This window comes from Granulicella sp. L60 (assembly GCF_009765825.1).
GTDB lineage: Bacteria > Acidobacteriota > Terriglobia > Terriglobales > Acidobacteriaceae > Edaphobacter.
In genome coordinates this window covers 555,253-573,793 of sequence record NZ_LMUR01000018.1, presented here as the reverse complement: position 1 = coordinate 573,793, position 18,541 = coordinate 555,253, and the positions used below count along the sequence as shown (strand labels likewise).

The following is an 18,541-nucleotide window of genomic DNA, read 5'->3' as shown; positions in this document are numbered from 1 at the left end:
CCTCTTCCTCGACACCGGCTACCACTTCGCCGAGACCTACACCTACCGCGACCGCATCGCCACCGACTGGCACCTCAACCTCATCAACCTCCTCCCCACGCACACCGTCGCCGAGCAGGAAGCCGAACACGGCCTCCTCCACCAGTCCGCCCCCGATCGCTGTTGCGCCCTCCGCAAGGTCGAACCCCTCTTCGCCGCCGTCGCCAACTACAAGCTCTGGCTCACCGGCCTCCGCCGCGAGCAAGCCCGCAGCCGCGCCACCCTCGAAGAGGTCGCCGACTTCACCCTCCCCAGCGGCATCACCGTACGCAAGCTCAGCCCCTTCGCCGACTGGACCACACGCGACATCTGGCAGTCCTGCGCCGCCTACGCAATCCCGCTGCTCCCCCTCTACGACCTCGGCTACTCCAGCATCGGCTGCGAGCCCTGCACCTCCATCCCCACCGACCCCAACGATCCCCGCTCCGGACGCTGGGCCGGTCGCAAGGTCGAGTGCGGCATCCACATCCAGACCGCCCCCACCACCTAGCTCCGCGAATCGAGACCCATGGAATACGCCATCGGATTCATCATCGCCGTCTTCATCGCCCTCACCGGCGTCGGCGCGGGCACCATCACCACACCGCTGCTCATCCTCTTCCTCGGCATCCCCGCGCCCATGGCCGTCGCCACCGGCCTCATGTTCTCCGCCGCCGTCAAACTCGTCCTCGTCCCCTCGCAGATCGCACGCAAACAAGTCTCCTGGCGCGTCCTCGGCTTCATGCTCCTCGGCGGACTCCCCGGCGTCCTTATCGGATCACTCCTCCTGCGCCGCCTCGACATCCACGGCCCCCAGCTCCTGCTCAACGGCCTCCTCGGCGCCGTCCTCGTCTTCACTGCGCTCTGGCAGATCACCTTCTCCTTCCGCCCCGCACGCTCCGAGACCCCGCAGAAAGACCGCAGCCACCTGCTCCCGTACCTCATGCTTCCCGTCGGTGCCGAAGTCGGCTTCTCCTCCGCCGGTGCCGGAGCACTCGGCTCTGCTGCCCTCCTAAGCCTCACCCCCCTCACCCCCGCTCAGGTCGTTGGCACCGACATCGTCTTCGGCTTCATCATCTCGCTCATCGGCAGTGGAGCCCACGGCTTCTTCCACGGCACCAGCTCTCTCCTCCTGCAACACCTCATCATCGGCGGCTTAGGCGGTGTTGTCCTCGGCACAGTCACAGCCAAATGGATCCCCAAGCGCCCCCTGCGCTTCGCCCTCTGGATCTGGCTCCTCATCATCGGCTCTCAGTTCATCTACACCAACGCCTTCGCCGCCTCGCATCGCTACGGCAACCACCCGGAAGTCAACGCTGCGGCAAAGAACTAGAGAAAGATATGTCCTGCCGGACAGGCCTCCTGCACGGAGGGTGGGCGTTCACACGCCTCTTTAAACCTTCGGGCGGCCCTCCCGTTGGTCGGCACAATCATGATTCCGACCAACGGGAGGACCAACCGAAGGGGTATACAAGTCACGAAGTGACCTCCCGCCGAGCAGGCGGCCCGTCCGGCAGGACATGCCTCTACGCCATCACCGGCGCAGCCGGATAAGTCTTCCCCTGCGGAATATACTGCGCCGCCATCCCCCGAAACGCCGTCACCTGCGCCGCCTCCCAGCCTGCATCCCGCCCAAGCTCCTTCGCCAACAGCGCAGCCACAGCGGGAGCAATCTCCACGGCCGCCCGCGCATTCAACAACAACGCCCTTGTCCGTCTCGCCAGCGCATCATCCAGCGTCCGCGACATCTCATGCCGCACCGCCCACACCACCTCCGCCCCAATCACCGGCAACTCCGGATGCAACAACTTCCCCAACTCCGGATGTTCCCCCGCAATCGCCATCACCCCTCCCGCATCCGACCCATACACCCCCAGCGCCCCCAGCTCCTTCGGGTGCTCATAGTACCCATGGATATGCGAGCTCGCCGTCACACAAGCCCGCTCCTCCAACCCACCCAGCGTCGTCGCATGATCCACGCAGTCCTGCGCCATATGCCGATACGTCGTCCACTTCCCTCCCACAATCGTCAGCAGCCCAGAGTGATCGATATGAATCGTATAGTCCCTTGAGATCGTCGACGTCTTCCCCTCCGCCGCACCCGCTGCCTTCACCAGCGGACGAATCCCCACATACACACTCAAAATATCCTCCCGCGTCGGCTTCCTGCTCAGATACCGCCCCGCCGTCTCCAGTACAAACTCAATCTCCTCCTCAAACGGCAACGGCTCATACGACACATCCTTGATCGGCGTATCCGTCGTTCCCACCAGCGTCCTGTCATGCCACGGCACCGCAAACAACACCCGCCCATCATCCGTATGCGGCACCAGCAACGCCGTCTCTCCCACCAGAAACGACCGCTCCAATACCAGATGGATTCCCTGGCTCGGCACCATCATGCCCTCCACCTTCGGGTCCGCCATCCGCCGCGTCTCATCCGTAAAGATCCCCGTAGCATTCACCACCGAACGCGCCGCAATCGTAAACCGCTCCCCACTCTCCCCATCGACGGCCTCTACACCCTTCACAAACCCGTCGTCATCCTTCATCAGCCCCACCACCCCCGCATAGTTCAACACCGTCGCCCCATGCTCCGCCGCCGTCGTCATCAGATTGATCAGCAGCCGCGCATCATCGAACTGTCCATCGTGGTAAGAAACCCCGCCACGCAGCCCATCCTGCCGAATCGTCGGCAGCAGATCCAGCGTCTCCTCCGTCGAGAGCACCTTCGACTTCCCGAAGCTGTACTTCCCCGCCAGAAAGTCATACACCTTCATCCCCACGCCATAGAACGGAGCCTCCCACCACGAGTAGTTCGGCACAATGAACCGCAGGTCATGCACAATATGCGGCGCATTCCTCCGCAGAATCCCCCGCTCCTTCAGCGCCTCCATCACCAGCGAAACATTCCCCTGCTCCAGGTACCGCACACCCCCATGCACCAGCTTCGTCGCCCTGCTCGAAGTGCCCTTCCCAAAGTCCTCCCGCTCCAGCAGCAGCACATCATACCCACGCGTCGCCGCATCCACCGCAATCCCCGCGCCCGTAGCCCCGCCGCCAATCACAACGATGTCCCATGGCTCCGTCCTCGTCTTCACCCGCGCCAACATCTCATCACGATTCATCTGCTCTCCTTATTCCATCCACGCGACCGCTCCACAGCCTCGCGCCAGTTCACCTGCAACTTTTCCATCTGCCCTTGATCAGCCTTCGGCGTAAACACCGTATCCTCCGCCCGATGCTTCTCCAACTCGTCCACCCCACTCCAAAATCCGACCGCCAAACCCGCCAGATAAGCCGCTCCCAGAGCCGTCGTCTCCAGCACCGCCGGACGATGCACCGGCACCCCCAGCAGATCCGCCTGAAACTGCATCAACCCATCGTTAGCCGCCGCGCCGCCATCTACCCGCAGCTCGCGAAACGGATTCTTCGTCTCCGCATCCATCGCCCGCAAAACATCCGCCACCTGAAACGCGATACTCTCAATCGCCGCCCGCGCAATATGCCCAATCTGCGTCCCACGCTGCAGCCCGATTATCAATCCTCTCGCCTCCGCATCCCAATAAGGCGCTCCCAATCCACTAAACGCCGGCACAAACACCACCCCATCCGAGTCCACTACCGACGCCGCAATCCCCTCCACCTCGCTCGACCGCCGAAAGAACTTCATATTATCCCGCAGCCACTGCACCACCGCTCCACCAATAAAGATGCTCCCCTCCAGCGCATACGTCTTCTTCCGCTCCACACTGCAAGCCAGCGTCGTAATCAGCCTCTTCTCCGACAGCGCAAACTCCCCGCCGATGTTCTGCAGCAAAAAACATCCCGTCCCATACGTATTCTTCGCATCCCCCGGCGACACGCAAAGCTGCCCAAACAGCGCCGCCTGCTGATCCCCCGCGATCCCCGCAATCTCCACCTCACCCAGCCCCAGCGAAGTCGTCACCTGCCCCATCTTCTCGCTCGACCACACCACCTCCGGCAACATACTCGCCGGAATATTAAACAACTTCAACAGCTCCCCATCCCAGTTATCGTCCACAATGTTGTACAGCAGCGTCCGCGAAGCATTCGTCCGATCCGTAATATGCCTTCGCCCGCTCGTCAGATTCCACACCAGCCAGCTATCCACCGTGCCAAACGCCAGCTTCCCCGCCTCCGCACGCGTCCTCGCTCCATCCACGTTATCCAGAATCCACGCAACCTTACCCGCCGAAAAATAAGGACTCAGCAGCAGCCCCGTCTTCCTCCGAACCATCTCCTCCGCACCCTCATCCACCAGCGCCTTCATCCGCGCCGCAGTCCGGCTGTCCTGCCACACAATCGCGTTATGTACCGGCCGTCCTGTCTCGCGGTCCCACACAATCGTCGTCTCTCGCTGATTCGTGATCCCCAGCCCCACCAGGTCCCTCGGCCGCGCCCCCGCCTTGCCCATCACCTCCACCGCCGCACTCAGTTGCGACGTCAGTATGTCGAACGCGTCATGCTCCACCCATCCGCTATTCGGAAAGATCTGCCGAAACTCATTCGCCGCCGTCCCCACAATCTTCCCATCATGGTCGAACAGAATCGCACGCGAACTCGTCGTCCCCTGGTCCAGCGAAAGCACATACTTCATATCGTCTCCTCGTTCGATGCACCAACGCTCATCCTTGATCTTCCAAACCAGCCCTACCGAATCCAATCACCCTTCCCCATCAGCGCCCGCTCCCGCGCCGGCAGAAACGGCAGTATCAACATCTGGTAAGCCCCTCCCCCAATCACCCCACCCACCAGCGGCGCCGCAATCGGAATCCACCAATAGCTATCCGGCGAAGGCAGCGCCGACCCACCCCATCCCGCAAAAAAACAAAACAACCTCGGCCCAAAGTCCCTCGCCGGATTCAGCGCCCAAGCCTCCAGATAACCCATCGACGCTCCAATCAGCGCCACCAGCAGCCCAATCATCAACGCCCCGCCATTGGCCCCCGGAGCCATCTCGTTGTACTGCTCCGTAATCGCAAAGATCCCGAAGATTAGAAACGCCGTCAGAATCACCTCATCCCCAAACGCATGCATCGGCGTAATCGCCATCCCCGCATGCGTAAAGAACACTCCCGCCGCCCCACCGGCCTCCCGCGTCAGATGATTCACCGCATTAAAGTGATCGATCACCGGCCCGAACAAAAAATACACGCACCCCGCACCCAGAAACGCCCCCACCACCTGCGCCACACAGTACGGCACCACCTTCTTCCATGCAAATCCCCGATACACCGCCAGCGCCAGCGTCACCGCCGGATTCCCATGGCACCCACTCACCGACCCCGTCGTATAGATCGCCAGCGTCACCGCCAGCCCCCACGCAATACAAACTCCCCAGTACGTCTGCTGATACGGACTCGGGCTATACAGCGTATACATCGCCGCCACCGAGTCGCCAAACGCGATGATCATAAACATCGCCACCACTTCCGATATCAACTGGCCTGCAAACAACCTGCTCATCAATCGCATCTCCTGCCGTCCAGAGATAACATCTCACGCTCTGAAGCTGACCCTATTCCTCCCTGCTCTGTCCAGTCGATTTGTATAAATATCTTCGAAGATAGGTCCTGCCGGACGGGCCGCTTCCTCAGCGGGAGGTCACTTCGTGACGCGTATACCTGGCCGTGGCGCCCCACGCACCATACTCTCCCTCTGGTCGGCACAAAGATCATCCCGACCAACGGGAGGACCAACCGAAGGGATACACATGTCACGAAGTGACCTCCCCACGAGCAGTGGGGCCGTCCGGCAGGACATCCCGCATAATAAGGAGATGGGTCTACTCCGCAGCGAGCCGAAACAACACCACTCCGAGCTCCGCCCCCAATCCCCTCTCACACTCTTCCTCGCCGGCTTCCTCCTCCGCGTCCTCTACATCACCCTCGCCCACACCTACCGCATCCGCCTCGGCGAAGACCACCTCCAGTTCGGTTGGGAGATGGGACGCATCGCCCGAGCCCTCGCCACCGGCTACGGATACGCCGACCCCTTCACCGGCCACTCCGGCCCCACCGCCTGGGTCCCACCCCTCTACCCTCTGCTCCTCGCCGCCGTCTTCAAGATCTTCGGCGTCTACACCGCAGCCTCCGCCTGGGTCATCCTCACCATCAACAGCGTCTTCTCCGCCGCCACCGCGCTCGTCATCTACGAGATCGCCGCCCGCTGCTTCCAGTCCACCGGCCGCGCCCGCAGCATCGCCCTCTGGTCCGCCTGGATCTGGGCGCTCTACCCCGCAGCCCTCCAGTACGCCGTCCACTGGATCTGGGACATGGCCCTCACGGCCCTCGTCTTCTCCACCATCCTCCTCATCGCCCTCCGCGTGCGAGCCATCGGCGAGCAAGAGTCAGAGCAAGACTCCAACTACAATCCCCAAACCACCCGCCGCTGGGCTCTCTTCGGCATCCTCTGGGGCATGATCGCCCTCCTCAACTCCACCATCCTTCTCTTCCTGCCCGTCTGCGGCATCTGGATGTTGCTGGGCGCAAAGAAACGCAAAGCCCTCACTCCAGGCATCGGCAAAGCTGTCCTCGCCGGCCTCATCTTCTTCGCCTGCCTCGCCCCCTGGATGTACCGCAACTGGACCGTCTTCCATGCCTTCATCCCCATCCGCGGCAACCTCGGCGCCGAGCTGCACGACTCCATCCTCGACTCCTACAACGGCTTCACCGTCGGCACCCGCGTCCCCGTCTGCGACGTCTGCCCTACGTACATCCAGTACAAGCAGATGGGCGAGTACGCCTTCGTCCAACGCGAGGGCAAGATCGCCCGCGAACTCATCCGCACCCACAAGACCCGCTTCTTCCAACTCGCCCTCAAACGCTTCTACTTCTACTGGGTCAGCGTCCCCAAACCCATCGAACACGGCTACCTCAATGAGGCCTTCCGCGTCCTCAACTACAGCTTCGTCAGCCTCGCCGGACTCCTTGGCCTCGCCCTCGCGCTCAAACAACGCATCCCCGGAGCCGTCCTCTTCGCCTGGGCATTTCTCCTCCTGCCGATGACCTACTACTTCGTCACCGTTCAGGCCCGCTTCCGCCACCCGCTCGAACCCATCATGACCATCCTCGCGGTCTTCCTCTTCCAGTCCGCCACCCGCCCCGGAAGCCGCTCAACACCCAAACCCACAACCTAGAACCGTACCACTACTCTGTAGCGCACCGAGTCGACTGGTTAAAGCTAAAGCGTCGTCATTAGAACTAAAGAACTAAAGAAGTGTCATTAAAGCTAAAGGATTGACATTCTGAGCAAAGCGAACAACCCCCGTATTTTGCTCTTGCCTTTACCTTTACCTTCGCTCTACCAAAAACGAACTACCAAGCCACACCCAATCACCCCACCCGCAGCGGATCCCTCTTGCGCGTCATCTGCCAGGCCTTGCCATACTTCCAGCTGATATAGGCCGAGTGGTACAGATGCAGCAGCAGCCCCTCGCGCCCATCCATCCAGCCCAGCCGAAAGCCGTAGTTCCACAGAAACGTCAGCACCGGAACCAGCACCACATTCCAGCAGAACGCTACCACCGACCGGCTCCCCTTACCCTTCCCCGCAATAATCTGCGCCCCCAGCGTGCTGTACCGGTTCATGTGCTCCAGGTAGATATCCAAATCCGGATACCCATGATGCAGAAAGTCATGCTGCATCGTCTCCACCCGACCCGCCACCGTCACCGACTCATGCACCACCCGCTCGCTGAAGCGCTGCTCCACCCCAGCCGCTGTCATCCGTCGAAACAGCCGCAGCTTGAAGTCCGGATAGTACCCTCCCCGCCGCATCCATCGCCCCAGAAACACATGCCTTAGCCGCAGCCGATACCCATCCACCGGTGACCCGCTCCCATCCTCCGCCGCCAGCATTGCGCTGATCTCCCGCTGCAGCTCCGCCGTCAACTCCTCGTCCCCATCCAGCGACAGCACCCACGTCCCCGTGCATCGGTCGATCGCCGAGTTCTTCTGCCCCGCAAACCCCTTCCACGGCTCAACGAAGACCTTTGCTCCAAACGACTTAGCAATCGCCACCGTCCCATCAGACGATCCCGAGTCCACCACCACAATCTCATCGGCAAACAGTACACTAGCCAGCGTCCGCGACAGGTTCTCCGCCTCGTTCAGCGTAATGATGGCAACAGAAAGGGTTGATCGCGGCATGCCTCACTTATTCTATGGCCCCCGCCAGATCCCATCCAGATCCACACCCCGCAAAACCACCTCAACACCCTCAGCCGCATCCAATTCCCACATCCGGTTTAGACCTTGCAAAATATTGCACATATAACCCTAAAAGCCACCCCTGTAGCACTTAGGTGGTATAGGATACATCCAATCGGCCACCTAAAGTTAAGAGATGGCCGGCTTCTACCGGATCATCAGCACCAGTTGATGACCGCTCTGACTTGCGGTTGCACGAGGCATCCAATGTCGGAATCGATCCAACGCTACCGGCCCATCGGCCAGTCCATCATCGCAAAATCGGCGGTAGGCGCCGCCCTGATCGGCTGCTTCGTCCTACTCGCAGACTCCGGCCTGCCAATCGCCAGCCTGCACGTCATGGCGCCCTCCGCCATCCTCGCCTTCGAGACACTCGCCGAGGCCGCCCGCCTCGCCCTCGCCTTCTCAGCCGCCATCCTCGTCTACCACTGCCGCAAAGATGCCTCCATCAGCTGGGTCGCCGGCTCCTTCCTCGTGCTCGTCGTCACCCATCTCATCCACCAGGAGTTCACCTTCCACTTTCAGACCGCCTATCCCGCGGTCGACAACCTCCTCAACGCCACAGGAGCCATCGGCGCCCTTAGCTTCATCGCCGGCCTGCCCTTCCTCATTCGCCGCGTCGCCGCCATCCTGAAGGAGGCCGAACTCGCCCGAAAAAATGAGATGCGCCTCCTCGCCGCCGCAGAGTCCAGCACCGACGCCGTCTTCATGTACGACTCCGTCCGCGACGCCAACGGCGAGATCCAGGACTTCAAGTTCACCTTCCTCAACCGCAACGCAGAGCGGATGATCGGCATGAGCCGCCTCCAGGCCATCGGAGAGAATCTCTTCAACATCTTCCCCTCCATGCGCCACGCCGGCCACTTCGAGAAGCACAAACAGGTCGTCGAGACCGGCGAGCCCGCCTGCATCGAGTTCACCAGCGCCAACTTCCCCTCCGAAGGCGGTCCCGGCCGCTACCGCATTCAGGTCGTCAAGCTCGACGACGGCCTCACCACCACCATCACCGACATCACCCTCTTCACCCGCCGCAAGGAAGAGCTCGAACGCGCCCTCAGCTTCAACAAATCCGTCATCGCCAGCTCTCCCTTCAGCATCATCGTCACCGACAAAGAAGGCCGCATCACCTCGATCAACCCCGCCGCCGAGAGAATGCTCTGGTATCCGGAGCGCGAGCTCCTCGGCCGCAACAGCACCGACCTCCACGACCCCAAAGAGATCGCAGCACGAGCCGAAGAGCTCTCCACCCGCTTCGACGTCGTCGTCACCCCTGACCATCAGGTCTTTCGCCTCTCCCCGGAGAGAGGCATCATCGACGAAAAAGAGTGGAGCTACATCCGCAAAGACGGCTCCCGCGTCCCCGTCCAGATCGTCGTCAACGCCCTCAGAGACAGCGAAGACAACATCACCGGCTTCCTCAGCATCTCCTACGACCTCACCGAGCGCAAACGCGCCGACGAGTACATCTACCACATCGCACACCACGATCCCCTCACCGGCCTCCCCACCCGCACTCTCCTTCGCGACCGCCTCGGCGTCGCCATCGAACACGCCATCCGCTCCAGCGACCAGCTCGCCGTCCTCATGGTCGATCTCGACAACTTCAAGCGCGTCAACGACTCCCTCGGACACCACGCCGGCGACACCGTCCTCTGCGAGATCTCCCGCCGCCTCAAAGCCTGCGTCCGCCGATCCGACACCGTAGCCCGCATGGGTGGCGACGAGTTCATCGTCCTCCTCTCCAACCTCCGCTCCAGCTCCGATGCACGCGACGTCTGCGCCAAGCTCCTCCAATCCATCGCCCAGCCCATCCACATCGGACGCCACGAGATCATCGTCACCGCAAGCATCGGCATCGGCCTCTACCCCGACGCCGACGACGTCGACTCCCTCTTCAAAGACGCCGACGTCGCCATGTACCGCGTCAAGGCAAGCGGCCGCAACGGCTTCCAGGTCTACGCCCAAGGAATCGAGATGGAGGGCCTCAAGCAGCTCGAGATGGAGTCAGCACTTCGCAACGCCCTCGACTCCAACCAGTTCGAGATCCTCTATCAGCCCCAGATCTCCTTCCTCGACGGCCGCATGCTCGGCGTCGAAGCCCTCCTCCGCTGGCACAGCCCCGACTTCGGCATCGTCCCCCCCACCGTCTTCATTCCCCTCGCGGAGGAGACCAGCCTCATCGTCCCCATCGGCGAATGGGTTCTCGTTCAAGCCTGCAAAGAGATCGCCGACCTCCAGCAACGCCTCGGCTTCGAGTGCTCCGTCGCCGTCAACATCTCCCCCCGCCAGTTCCAGCAGCACAACTTCCCCTCCACCGTCGCCCACGCCCTGCGCACCAGCGGCCTCAAGCCTCACCAGCTCGAGCTCGAGATCACCGAAAATCTCCTCATGGTCGACTCCGAAGAGTCCCTCGAGATCATGGAGCGCGTCCGCAAACTCGGCGTCCGCTTCGCCATCGACGACTTCGGCACCGGCTTCTCCAACATGGGCTACATCACCCGCTTCGCCGTCGACCGCATCAAGATCGACCGCTCCTTCATCTCACGCTGCGACGTCGACGAGACCAGCCAGGCCGTCACCGCCGCCATCATCGCCCTCGCCCACAGTCTCAAGATCGAAGTCGTCGCCGAAGGCGTCGAGACCGCGCAGCACGTCAACATCCTCCACCAGATGGCCTGCGACCAGGCTCAGGGCTACTTCTACTCCCGCCCCGTCAAACTCGAGAACCTCCCCGACTTCGTCCTCCGCCCCAGCTCCCGCATCGCGAACGACACCAACAACCTCTATCAGATCCCATCCGCCAACCTCCCTAGCGCCCCCTCCAGCATCCGCTCCATGGCCGAGGTCTAGCGAGTGTCCGACGATCCGCACATCAGCTTCCGGACACCCCAAAGCCTTGGCATCTGGGTACCCCAAGGCTTTAGCCTTGGGTCTCTCAGTCCCGCCAAAAATCGGGGCTTTAGCCCCTGGGGTATGCCTTCTTATCCACTGCCAACGAACCCAAAGCATGGCAAACTGCTTCGTCAGATACTACTTAGTCCGCGAGATCCAGAGCTCCCTAACGAAATATCCTTAAAGCCAGCATCATGAAGGAAGAGTCCATGCATCCGCACACCGCAGAACCCGGCACATGCGTCGTACTTCTTCCCTCCAGCCCCCACTTCGCCCGCCTCTTCGAAGAAGTCCTCTCCCCCGCCATCGCCGGCTCCGGCCTGACGCCCCTTCGCATCTCCCAGGAGAACCCATCCCCGCTGCCCACCGGCCTTCTCGTTCACTACATCCAAAGCGCAACCGCCCTCTTCGCCGATCTATCCGATAACCACCCCGAGCTCTGGTTCGCCGTAGGCTGCGCCATCGCCCTCGAAAAACCCCTCTGCCTCATCTCCTCCACCCCCCGCTCCTTCGCCTCGCTCACCTTCGAGCAGCCTCACATCATCCACTACCCCACCCCCGCCTTCCCCAGCGACTTCGCCCAGCTCCAGCACCACATCGCCAGCCGCTTCGCCGCCATCGTCCCCGAACCCGCCGCCTTCAACCCCATCCCCCCGCCCGCACCCCGCGCAATCAGCGACTCCACGCCCATCACCATCCCAATCTCCGAAGACCTGGCCTCGTACGAGATCCTCGCCCTCAGCATCATCGACCAGCAAGCCTCCGAAGACGGCCTCAGCCCACGCAACCTCGGCCTCGAGATGCGAGAGCGCGACAGCGCCCACCTCACCAGTCACGCCATCAACGCCCTCAAGCGCAGAGGACTCATCGCAAGAAGATCCATCCAACCCGACGACGACGGCCCCGAGTCCCCGCTCTCCGAAAACCTCTTCCTCACCCGCGAGGGCAAAGACTGGCTGCACCGCCATCACCGGAGAAGCAGCTCCCGCCCCCACTCTTCCACCAGCAACACATTCCTCACCCGGCGCTAGTCGTAGCGACGTATAGCCTGAGCGTCTGCGATGGATTGGTATAGAAAGTGTCATCCTGAGCGGAGCCTCTCGCAGTTTTATCGCGAGGGGCGCAGTCGAAGGACCTGCGTCACGCTCAACGAGCCAATACTTTCTCCCGATCTCGCACCACATCCGGGACAGTTCCTTACGTGCTACAGGTCCATACCACCTAGCCGCCACACCCACACCTACCAGGGCGGCTGGCCCACCGACACATGCCGATACCGCGGCTCATATCCAAGCTCCCGCGCATAGTCCAAAATCTTCTCAAAGTCCAAACTAATCGTCGCCCCCGCCTTCTGCGTCACCTCATCTTCAATCGGCAGATCAAAATCGTCCGCCCCATAGTTCAACCCCTCCAGCGCCTGCTGATTCTGCGTCAGCACCGATGTCCGAATCCGCGGAACATTATCCAGATAGATCCTGCACAGCGCCAGATGCCGCAGATACTCCGCCGTCGTTATCTCGATCCCGCCGATCTGCGTGAAGTAAGGCTTATACGTCCAGCACAAAAAGCTAGCCAGCCCACCCGTCTCGTCCTGAAAGTGCCGCGTCCGCTCCAGATGCTCCAGCCGCTCCTCCAGGCTCTCGTCAAACCCGATCACCATCGTAGCCGTCGTCTTCAGCCCTGCCTCCACAATCGCCCGCTGCGCCTCAAAGTACTCCGCCACCGTGTACTTGAACTTCGAGTGCCGCGCCCGGAACTCCTCCGTCAAAATCTCCGAGCCACCCCCGGTGATCCACCGGACACCCGCCTCTTTGAACCGCTCCGCCGCCTCCGCATAGCTCAACTTCGCATGGTCCGCCAGATACATGAACTCCGCAATCGTCAGCGCATAAAACTCAATCTTGTCTCCATACCGAGCCCGGATCGCCGCAAACAACTCGCAGTAATAACTCAACGGAAGATGCGGATTGAAACCACCATTAAAAGCCGCCAGATCACCACCAAGCACCAGCAACTCGTCCAGCTTGGCGAACACCTCATCCTGGCTCATCACGTACCCGCCGTCCTGGCTCGGCAGCTTGTAGAACGCGCAGTAGTCGCACTGTGCCACGCAAACGTTCGTATAGTTGATGATCCGCATCACCATATAAGAACAAGTCCAAGCAGCGTGGAACCGGCCACGCACACCTGCCGCCAGCGCCCGCATCTCTTCGTCGGAGACGTTGTTCCAAAGCCAGCGCGCCTCATCCCGTCCAATGCGCAGACCCTGGCGGACCTTCTCGGCGATCTCGGTGTACGTCATGTCGAGCGAAGCAGCAGACTGGCTCATCTACTTAGTGTAGAGGCGTAGTAACAATATGTCCTGCCGGACGGGCCGCCTACTCGGCGGGAGGTCACTTCGTGACGCGTATACCTTGCCGTGGCGCCACAGGCACCCTACTCCTCCCGCTGGTCGGAATCCAAAGCCGACCAACGGGAGGCCCACCCGAAGGGGTATACAAGTCACGAAGTGACCTCCCCACGAGCAGTGGGCCCGGCCGGCAGGCCGAGCATTTGTCTGTCAAGCCCCCAAGCAACGAAAACCCGCGCCAGTCGCGGAGATTCGCGTTGCGTACTAGTTACACTCCACCCGTTAGAATAGAACTAGAGAACAAAAAGAGAGGCCCGGCGCACAAGCCGGGCCTTATCTCCTTTAGAAACAAATTTTTACCCGTAACCCATCTCGAATGAATATTTTACAAGGAATCAAATTCGCAAATACATGCAAATAAACAACTTAGCAAGGGGTACCCCCCAGGGGGTGGGGTACCCATCATCCCCGCGAAGGGCTACGCCCTAGCAGCTCCCGCGCAATCACCATCCGTTGGATCTCGCTCGTCCCCTCACCGATCGGGCACAGCCGAACATCCCGGTAGAACTTCTCCGCCGGATAGTCTTTGATAAATCCATAGCCCCCATGAATCTGCACGCCCTCATCGCAGATCCTGCAAGCCGCCTCGCTCGCATACAGCTTCGCCATCGCAGACTCCAGCGTCACCTTCTGCCCCGCATCCTTCATCTGCGCCGCCCGCATCGTCAGCAGCCACGCCGCATCCAGCTCCGTCGCCATATCCGCCAGCTTGAACTGGATCGCCTGGAACTCGCTGATCGCCTTCCCAAACTGCCTCCGCTCCTGCGCATACTTCATCGCCGCATCCAGCGCCCCACGCGCCATCCCCAGGCTCAGCGCGGCAATCGAGATCCTGCCGCCATCCAGCACACGCATCGCGTCCTTGAACCCATCGCCCTCCTTCCCCACCAGGTTCTCCTCAGGAACCTCGCAGTCCTCGAAGATCAGCTCAGCCGTATCGCTCGCCCGCAGCCCCAGCTTGTTCTCCTTCCGACCCGAACGAAAACCCTTCGTCCCGCGCTCCACCACAAACGCCGAGATCCCGCCACGCGTCCCCTTCTCCTTATCCGTCACCGCCAGCACAACCGCGCAGCTCGCATAGCTTCCGTTGGTGATGAACGTCTTGCTCCCGTTCAACACCCACTTGTCACCCTGCTTCACCGCCGTCGTCCGCGCACCACCCGCATCCGAACCCGAACCCGGCTCCGTCAAACCCCACGCGCCCAGCCACTCGCCGCTCGCCAGCTTCGGAATCCACCGCTTCCTCTGCGCATCGTTACCGCCCAGCATAATGTGGTTCGTACACAGCGAGTTATGCGCCGCCACAATGATCCCCACGCTGCCATCCACCCGCGACAGCTCCTCGATCGCCAGCACATACTCCACATACCCCATGCCCGCGCCGCCCAGCTCCTCGGGGAAGATCACCCCCAGCAGCCCCATCTCACCCAGCTTCTTCACCACCTCATGCGGAAACTCGCTCTTCTCGTCCCACTCGCTCACATGCGGAGCGATCTCACCCTGCGCAAACGCCCGTACGGCACTCTGCAACTGCCTCTGCTCCTCGGTCAATCCAAACATGTCCGCCTCCGCACATCATAACCAGCGCTTATACATGTATCACAACCAAGCATACTCTGGCACGTGCGAACCCCGAGCAACGCGAGGACCCAAAAAGATCACATCACCAAAGCAAGGTATACGAGTCACGAAGTGACCTCCCGCCGAGCAGGCGGCCCGTCCGACAGGACCAGTCTTTAGATCCGATCCAAAGCCTGATCCAGATCCGCTACAATATCCTCGACATCCTCGATCCCCACGCTCACCCGAATCAGCCCATCCGTGATCCCCAGCCTCGCCCGTCCCTCCGCTCCCACCGCAGCATGCGTCATGCTCGCCGGATGACAAATCAGCGTCTCCACTCCACCAAGCGACTCCGCCAGCAACCCCAGCCTAAGAGACTTCGCAAACGCATTCGCATTCGCAAGCGATCCCGTCTCCAACGAGATCATCGACCCAAACCCCGACTGCTGCCTCGCCGCCAGCGCATGATGCGGATGCTCCGCCAGCCCCGGATAAAACACCTTCTTCACCTTCGCATGACCACGCAGAAAATCGGCAACGACGCGTCCATTCGCATCGTGCTGCTTCATCCGCACCGCCAGCGTCTTCACCCCGCGCAGCAGTAGATAGCTCTCAAACGGCGACAGTATCCCGCCCGTACACTTCTGCACATACTTGAACGTCGCATCATGCTCCGGCTTAGTACAGATCAGAACGCCACCCAGCCCGTCGCTATGCCCATTCAAAAACTTCGTCGTCGAATGCATCACAATATCCGCACCAAGCGCAATCGGCTGCTGCAGATAAGGCGACAGAAACGTGTTATCGACGCTCAACTCCACTCCGCGCGCATGGCAGATATCCGCAACCGCACGAATATCCGTCACCGACATCATAGGATTCGTAGGCGTCTCGACATGCACCAGCTTCGTCGCCGACGTAATCGCCGCAGCCACATTCGCCGCCACGCTCGTATCGACATACGTAAAGCTCAGCCCAAACTTCGCCATCACGTTGTCGAACATCCGCGCAGTTCCGCCATACACATTATCCGAACAGACCACATGGTCGCCCGACTTCATCATCGTGCACAACGCCGTAATCGCCGCCATTCCGCTGCCAAACACATGCGCGCTCGTCCCACCCTCCAGCGAGCACAGACTCTCCTCCAGCGCATCCCGCGTCGGGTTCGTCAGCCGAGCGTACTCATGCCCCTTGTTCTTCCCAATCTCCTCCTGCTGATACGTCGACGTCAGATAGATCGGCACATTCACCGCGCCCGTCAGCTCATCCGGAGCCTGACCATCATGAATCGCCCGCGTCGCAAACCCAAGTCTCTTCTTCGCTTCCATATTTGTAACCTCAACCATCGCAATCTCTAACGTGCCGAACCTAACCCAACAAACCCTTGCTCAAATACCGCTCTGCCGAATCCGGAATCACCGTAACCACTCTCTTCCCCGCGCCCAGCTCCTTCGCCACATCCACCGCCGCGCACAACATCGCCCCTGCGCTCGACCCGGCAAACACACCCTCCTCCGCCGCCAACCGCTTCACCATCGCAAACGCCGGCTCATCCATCACCTTCATTACGCGGTCGCACACGCTGCGGTCAAACGTAGCCGGAATAAACGACACCCCAATCCCCTCCACCTTGTGCGGCCCCGACTCTCCACCCTCCAGCACACTACCCTGCGGCTCCACCGCCACCGTCAAAATCCCTTCAGACTTCTTCTTCAAAAATCGCGAGACCCCAGAGAACGTCCCCGCCGAACCAACGCCCGACAGCCACGCATCCACCCTTCCCTCCATTTGCTCCCATATCTCCACCGCCGTCGTCTCTTCATGAAAGTCCGGATTCGCCGGATTCTCAAACTGCAGCGCCGCAAACGCGCCCGGCGTCTCCCGCTCAAACTGCAACGCCCGCCGAATCGCCCCAGCCATTCCCTCCGCCTCGGGAGTTCTGACCACCGTCGCACCCAGCCCGCGCATCAACTTGCACTTCTCTTCGGCAAACTGCTCCGGCACATACAGCATCACTTTGTACCCGCGATTCGCCCCAATCAGCGCCAACCCCACGCCCGTGTTTCCCGCCGTCGCCTCTACAATCGTGCCGCCCGACCGCAACACCCCGCGACGCTCCGCATCCAGCACAATTCCCAACGCAGCCCGATCTTTGATACTCCCGCCCGGATTCAGATACTCCAGCTTGACCCAGATCTCCGCGCAGGCTACCCCACTCGCCTGCTCCAACCGCCGCAGACGCACCAGAGGCGTCTGCCCCACCAGGTCCAATATGTTCTCCACCACCCGCATCACAACTTCACCCTCTGCCTCGCCGTCATCAGGGCTTCTTCCCGGACTTGTTGAATCCAGGATCGCCGTTCTGATCGCTCGCACTATTGACCTTCGGATAGTACCCCGTCCGCGTCCGCACCGAAAGTTTGCTGCCAAAGGTCTTCGACTTCGCCTCCACATGCACCTCGCGATATCCGCCCAGCGCAGGCGACTTCGTCGAGCGGTACGCGATCGTATACTGCGTCCGGATATCCTGCGCCACCTCCGCCGCAATCGAGTCCACATCCTTCAGCGACTTCGGAAAATAAGCCGCCCCGCCCGTCTGTTCAGCCAGCGTCTCCAACACCCGCCGCGCATGTCGCGACTCCCGCTTATCCGTATCATCTCCAAACAACAATCCAACGCAGTAGATCACCGGGCCATCCAGATCCTGAATCCTGCGGATCGTCTGCTCCAACGTCGCGCTCGAAGCATTATCCTCGCCGTCCGTAATCACCAGCAGCACCTGCTTGGGATGCTTCGCGTTCTTGGTCAGATAGTCCGCCGAAGCCACCAGCGCATCGTACAACGCCGTTCCGCCACTCGACTTGATATACCCCAGCCCCTGCTGCAGCTTATCGATATTGTTCGTAAAGTCCTGATCGATGAACGCCTCCCACGAGAAGTCCACCAGAAACGCCTCATCCTCCTGGTTCGAGAGCTTCACAAAGTCCAGCGAAGCCTTATCCACCGCCGCGCGCTTGTCATACATCGACCCCGAGCTATCGATCAAGATCCCCAGCGACACCGGCAGATCCTCATGCCGGAACGAAGCAATCGTCTGCGGCACCCCGTCCTCATAGACGTGGAAGGCATCTTTATCCAGCGTCTGCACCGACCGGCCACTGCTATCGAGCACCGTCGCATTCAGCCGCACCTCATATGCATCTTCGCGCAGCGTGTACTTCCCGTTCTCGCGCGCGATATCCGACTGTCCAACACCCTGCGGCGCACCCGTCTGGCTCTGTGCCGGCGGGTCCACATCCGGCGACGCCACCGGGTCGCGATCCACTGTCAACGGCGGCTGCGTCACCGGCTGTTGCTTCCCGGCAGACTGCTGCGGCGCCGGCTGCTGAGCACGCCCGCCCAGCGCGCCAGTCATCATCAC

14 protein-coding genes are annotated in these 18,541 nt (G+C 61.3%); 5 read left to right on the top strand and 9 right to left on the bottom strand.

The window, feature by feature from the left end; genetic code table 11:
- Positions 1 to 529: phosphoadenylyl-sulfate reductase (locus GSQ82_RS12765; protein ID WP_158792647.1), on the top strand; the 529-nt coding region annotated here is incomplete at its 5' end.
- Between the two features lie 18 nt (positions 530 to 547).
- On the top strand, positions 548 to 1,351 hold the full coding sequence (locus GSQ82_RS12760) for a sulfite exporter TauE/SafE family protein (protein WP_158792646.1): 804 nt from the start codon (positions 548 to 550) through the stop codon (positions 1,349 to 1,351).
- Between the two features lie 193 nt (positions 1,352 to 1,544).
- On the opposite strand, the gene GSQ82_RS12755 is transcribed toward GSQ82_RS12760, so the two are convergent.
- Genes GSQ82_RS12755 through GSQ82_RS12745 form a run of 3 tightly spaced genes read right to left on the bottom strand, consistent with a single transcriptional unit; the run spans position 1,545 to position 5,508 of the window.
- Positions 1,545 to 3,146 (bottom strand): glycerol-3-phosphate dehydrogenase/oxidase, encoded by a 1,602-nt coding sequence (locus GSQ82_RS12755; RefSeq protein WP_158792645.1) that lies wholly within the window; start codon positions 3,144 to 3,146, stop codon positions 1,545 to 1,547.
- A complete protein-coding gene (gene glpK, locus GSQ82_RS12750; protein ID WP_158792644.1) occupies positions 3,143 to 4,639 on the bottom strand; it encodes a glycerol kinase GlpK in 1,497 nt (498 codons plus the stop codon). Before glpK ends, GSQ82_RS12755 begins: the two co-directional genes overlap by 4 nt.
- Before the next feature lie 53 nt (positions 4,640 to 4,692).
- Positions 4,693 to 5,508, bottom strand: coding sequence for an MIP/aquaporin family protein (locus tag GSQ82_RS12745; protein ID WP_158792643.1), 816 nt, complete (start codon positions 5,506 to 5,508; stop codon positions 4,693 to 4,695).
- Positions 5,509 to 5,755: 247 nt separating this feature from the next.
- Between GSQ82_RS12745 and GSQ82_RS12740 the strand changes: the two genes are divergently transcribed.
- On the top strand, positions 5,756 to 7,180 hold the full coding sequence (locus tag GSQ82_RS12740) for a glycosyltransferase family 39 protein (protein ID WP_254061619.1): 1,425 nt from the start codon (positions 5,756 to 5,758) through the stop codon (positions 7,178 to 7,180).
- A gap of 196 nt (positions 7,181 to 7,376) precedes the next feature.
- Here the strand turns inward: GSQ82_RS12740 and GSQ82_RS12735 are convergent, their stop codons facing one another.
- Positions 7,377 to 8,192: a glycosyltransferase family 2 protein gene (locus GSQ82_RS12735; RefSeq protein ID WP_158792642.1), complete on the bottom strand. Its 816-nt coding sequence runs from the start codon at positions 8,190 to 8,192 to the stop codon at positions 7,377 to 7,379.
- Positions 8,193 to 8,459: 267 nt separating this feature from the next.
- Between GSQ82_RS12735 and GSQ82_RS12730 the strand changes: the two genes are divergently transcribed.
- Together GSQ82_RS12730 and GSQ82_RS12725 are read left to right on the top strand one after the other, a co-directional pair.
- Positions 8,460 to 11,102 carry a bifunctional diguanylate cyclase/phosphodiesterase gene (locus tag GSQ82_RS12730; protein ID WP_158792641.1) on the top strand — a complete coding sequence of 881 codons (2,643 nt, stop codon included), beginning with the start codon at positions 8,460 to 8,462 and terminating at the stop codon, positions 11,100 to 11,102.
- A gap of 251 nt (positions 11,103 to 11,353) precedes the next feature.
- Complete coding sequence (locus tag GSQ82_RS12725) at positions 11,354 to 12,175, top strand: hypothetical protein (RefSeq protein WP_158792640.1); 822 nt, start codon at positions 11,354 to 11,356, stop codon at positions 12,173 to 12,175.
- Positions 12,176 to 12,384: 209 nt separating this feature from the next.
- Here the strand turns inward: GSQ82_RS12725 and GSQ82_RS12720 are convergent, their stop codons facing one another.
- From GSQ82_RS12720 to GSQ82_RS12700, 5 genes are all read right to left on the bottom strand, one after another.
- Positions 12,385 to 13,473, bottom strand: coding sequence for a radical SAM protein (locus GSQ82_RS12720; protein WP_158792639.1), 1,089 nt, complete (start codon positions 13,471 to 13,473; stop codon positions 12,385 to 12,387).
- A 483-nt stretch (positions 13,474 to 13,956) separates the two neighbouring features.
- A complete protein-coding gene (locus tag GSQ82_RS12715; protein ID WP_158792638.1) occupies positions 13,957 to 15,114 on the bottom strand; it encodes an acyl-CoA dehydrogenase in 1,158 nt (385 codons plus the stop codon).
- Positions 15,115 to 15,290: 176 nt separating this feature from the next.
- Positions 15,291 to 16,466, bottom strand: coding sequence for a PLP-dependent aspartate aminotransferase family protein (locus GSQ82_RS12710; RefSeq protein ID WP_254061618.1), 1,176 nt, complete (start codon positions 16,464 to 16,466; stop codon positions 15,291 to 15,293).
- Between the two features lie 22 nt (positions 16,467 to 16,488).
- A complete protein-coding gene (gene cysK / locus GSQ82_RS12705; RefSeq protein WP_254061617.1) occupies positions 16,489 to 17,496 on the bottom strand; it encodes a cysteine synthase A in 1,008 nt (335 codons plus the stop codon).
- On the bottom strand, positions 17,441 to 18,538 hold the full coding sequence (locus GSQ82_RS12700) for a VWA domain-containing protein (protein ID WP_254061616.1): 1,098 nt from the start codon (positions 18,536 to 18,538) through the stop codon (positions 17,441 to 17,443). The genes cysK and GSQ82_RS12700 overlap by 56 nt, the downstream gene beginning before the upstream one ends.
- Positions 18,539 to 18,541 lie beyond the last annotated feature (3 nt).

What these genes read in the sequence shown, in the direction of transcription:
- GSQ82_RS12735 (WP_158792642.1), bottom strand. Translation starts at nt 8,192, where the DNA reads ATGCCGCGATCAACCCTTTCTGTTGCCATCATTACGCTGAACGAGGCG.
- GSQ82_RS12720 (WP_158792639.1), bottom strand. Translation starts at nt 13,473, where the DNA reads ATGAGCCAGTCTGCTGCTTCGCTCGACATGACGTACACCGAGATCGCC.
- GSQ82_RS12730 (WP_158792641.1), top strand. Translation starts at nt 8,460, where the DNA reads ATGTCGGAATCGATCCAACGCTACCGGCCCATCGGCCAGTCCATCATC.
- GSQ82_RS12725 (WP_158792640.1), top strand. Translation starts at nt 11,354, where the DNA reads ATGCATCCGCACACCGCAGAACCCGGCACATGCGTCGTACTTCTTCCC.
- GSQ82_RS12700 (WP_254061616.1), bottom strand. Translation starts at nt 18,538, where the DNA reads ATGATGACTGGCGCGCTGGGCGGGCGTGCTCAGCAGCCGGCGCCGCAG.
- glpK (WP_158792644.1), bottom strand. Translation starts at nt 4,639, where the DNA reads ATGAAGTATGTGCTTTCGCTGGACCAGGGGACGACGAGTTCGCGTGCG.
- GSQ82_RS12745 (WP_158792643.1), bottom strand. Translation starts at nt 5,508, where the DNA reads ATGAGCAGGTTGTTTGCAGGCCAGTTGATATCGGAAGTGGTGGCGATG.
- GSQ82_RS12715 (WP_158792638.1), bottom strand. Translation starts at nt 15,114, where the DNA reads ATGTTTGGATTGACCGAGGAGCAGAGGCAGTTGCAGAGTGCCGTACGG.
- GSQ82_RS12755 (WP_158792645.1), bottom strand. Translation starts at nt 3,146, where the DNA reads ATGAATCGTGATGAGATGTTGGCGCGGGTGAAGACGAGGACGGAGCCA.
- GSQ82_RS12740 (WP_254061619.1), top strand. Translation starts at nt 5,756, where the DNA reads ATGTCACGAAGTGACCTCCCCACGAGCAGTGGGGCCGTCCGGCAGGAC.
- GSQ82_RS12710 (WP_254061618.1), bottom strand. Translation starts at nt 16,466, where the DNA reads ATGGTTGAGGTTACAAATATGGAAGCGAAGAAGAGACTTGGGTTTGCG.
- GSQ82_RS12760 (WP_158792646.1), top strand. Translation starts at nt 548, where the DNA reads ATGGAATACGCCATCGGATTCATCATCGCCGTCTTCATCGCCCTCACC.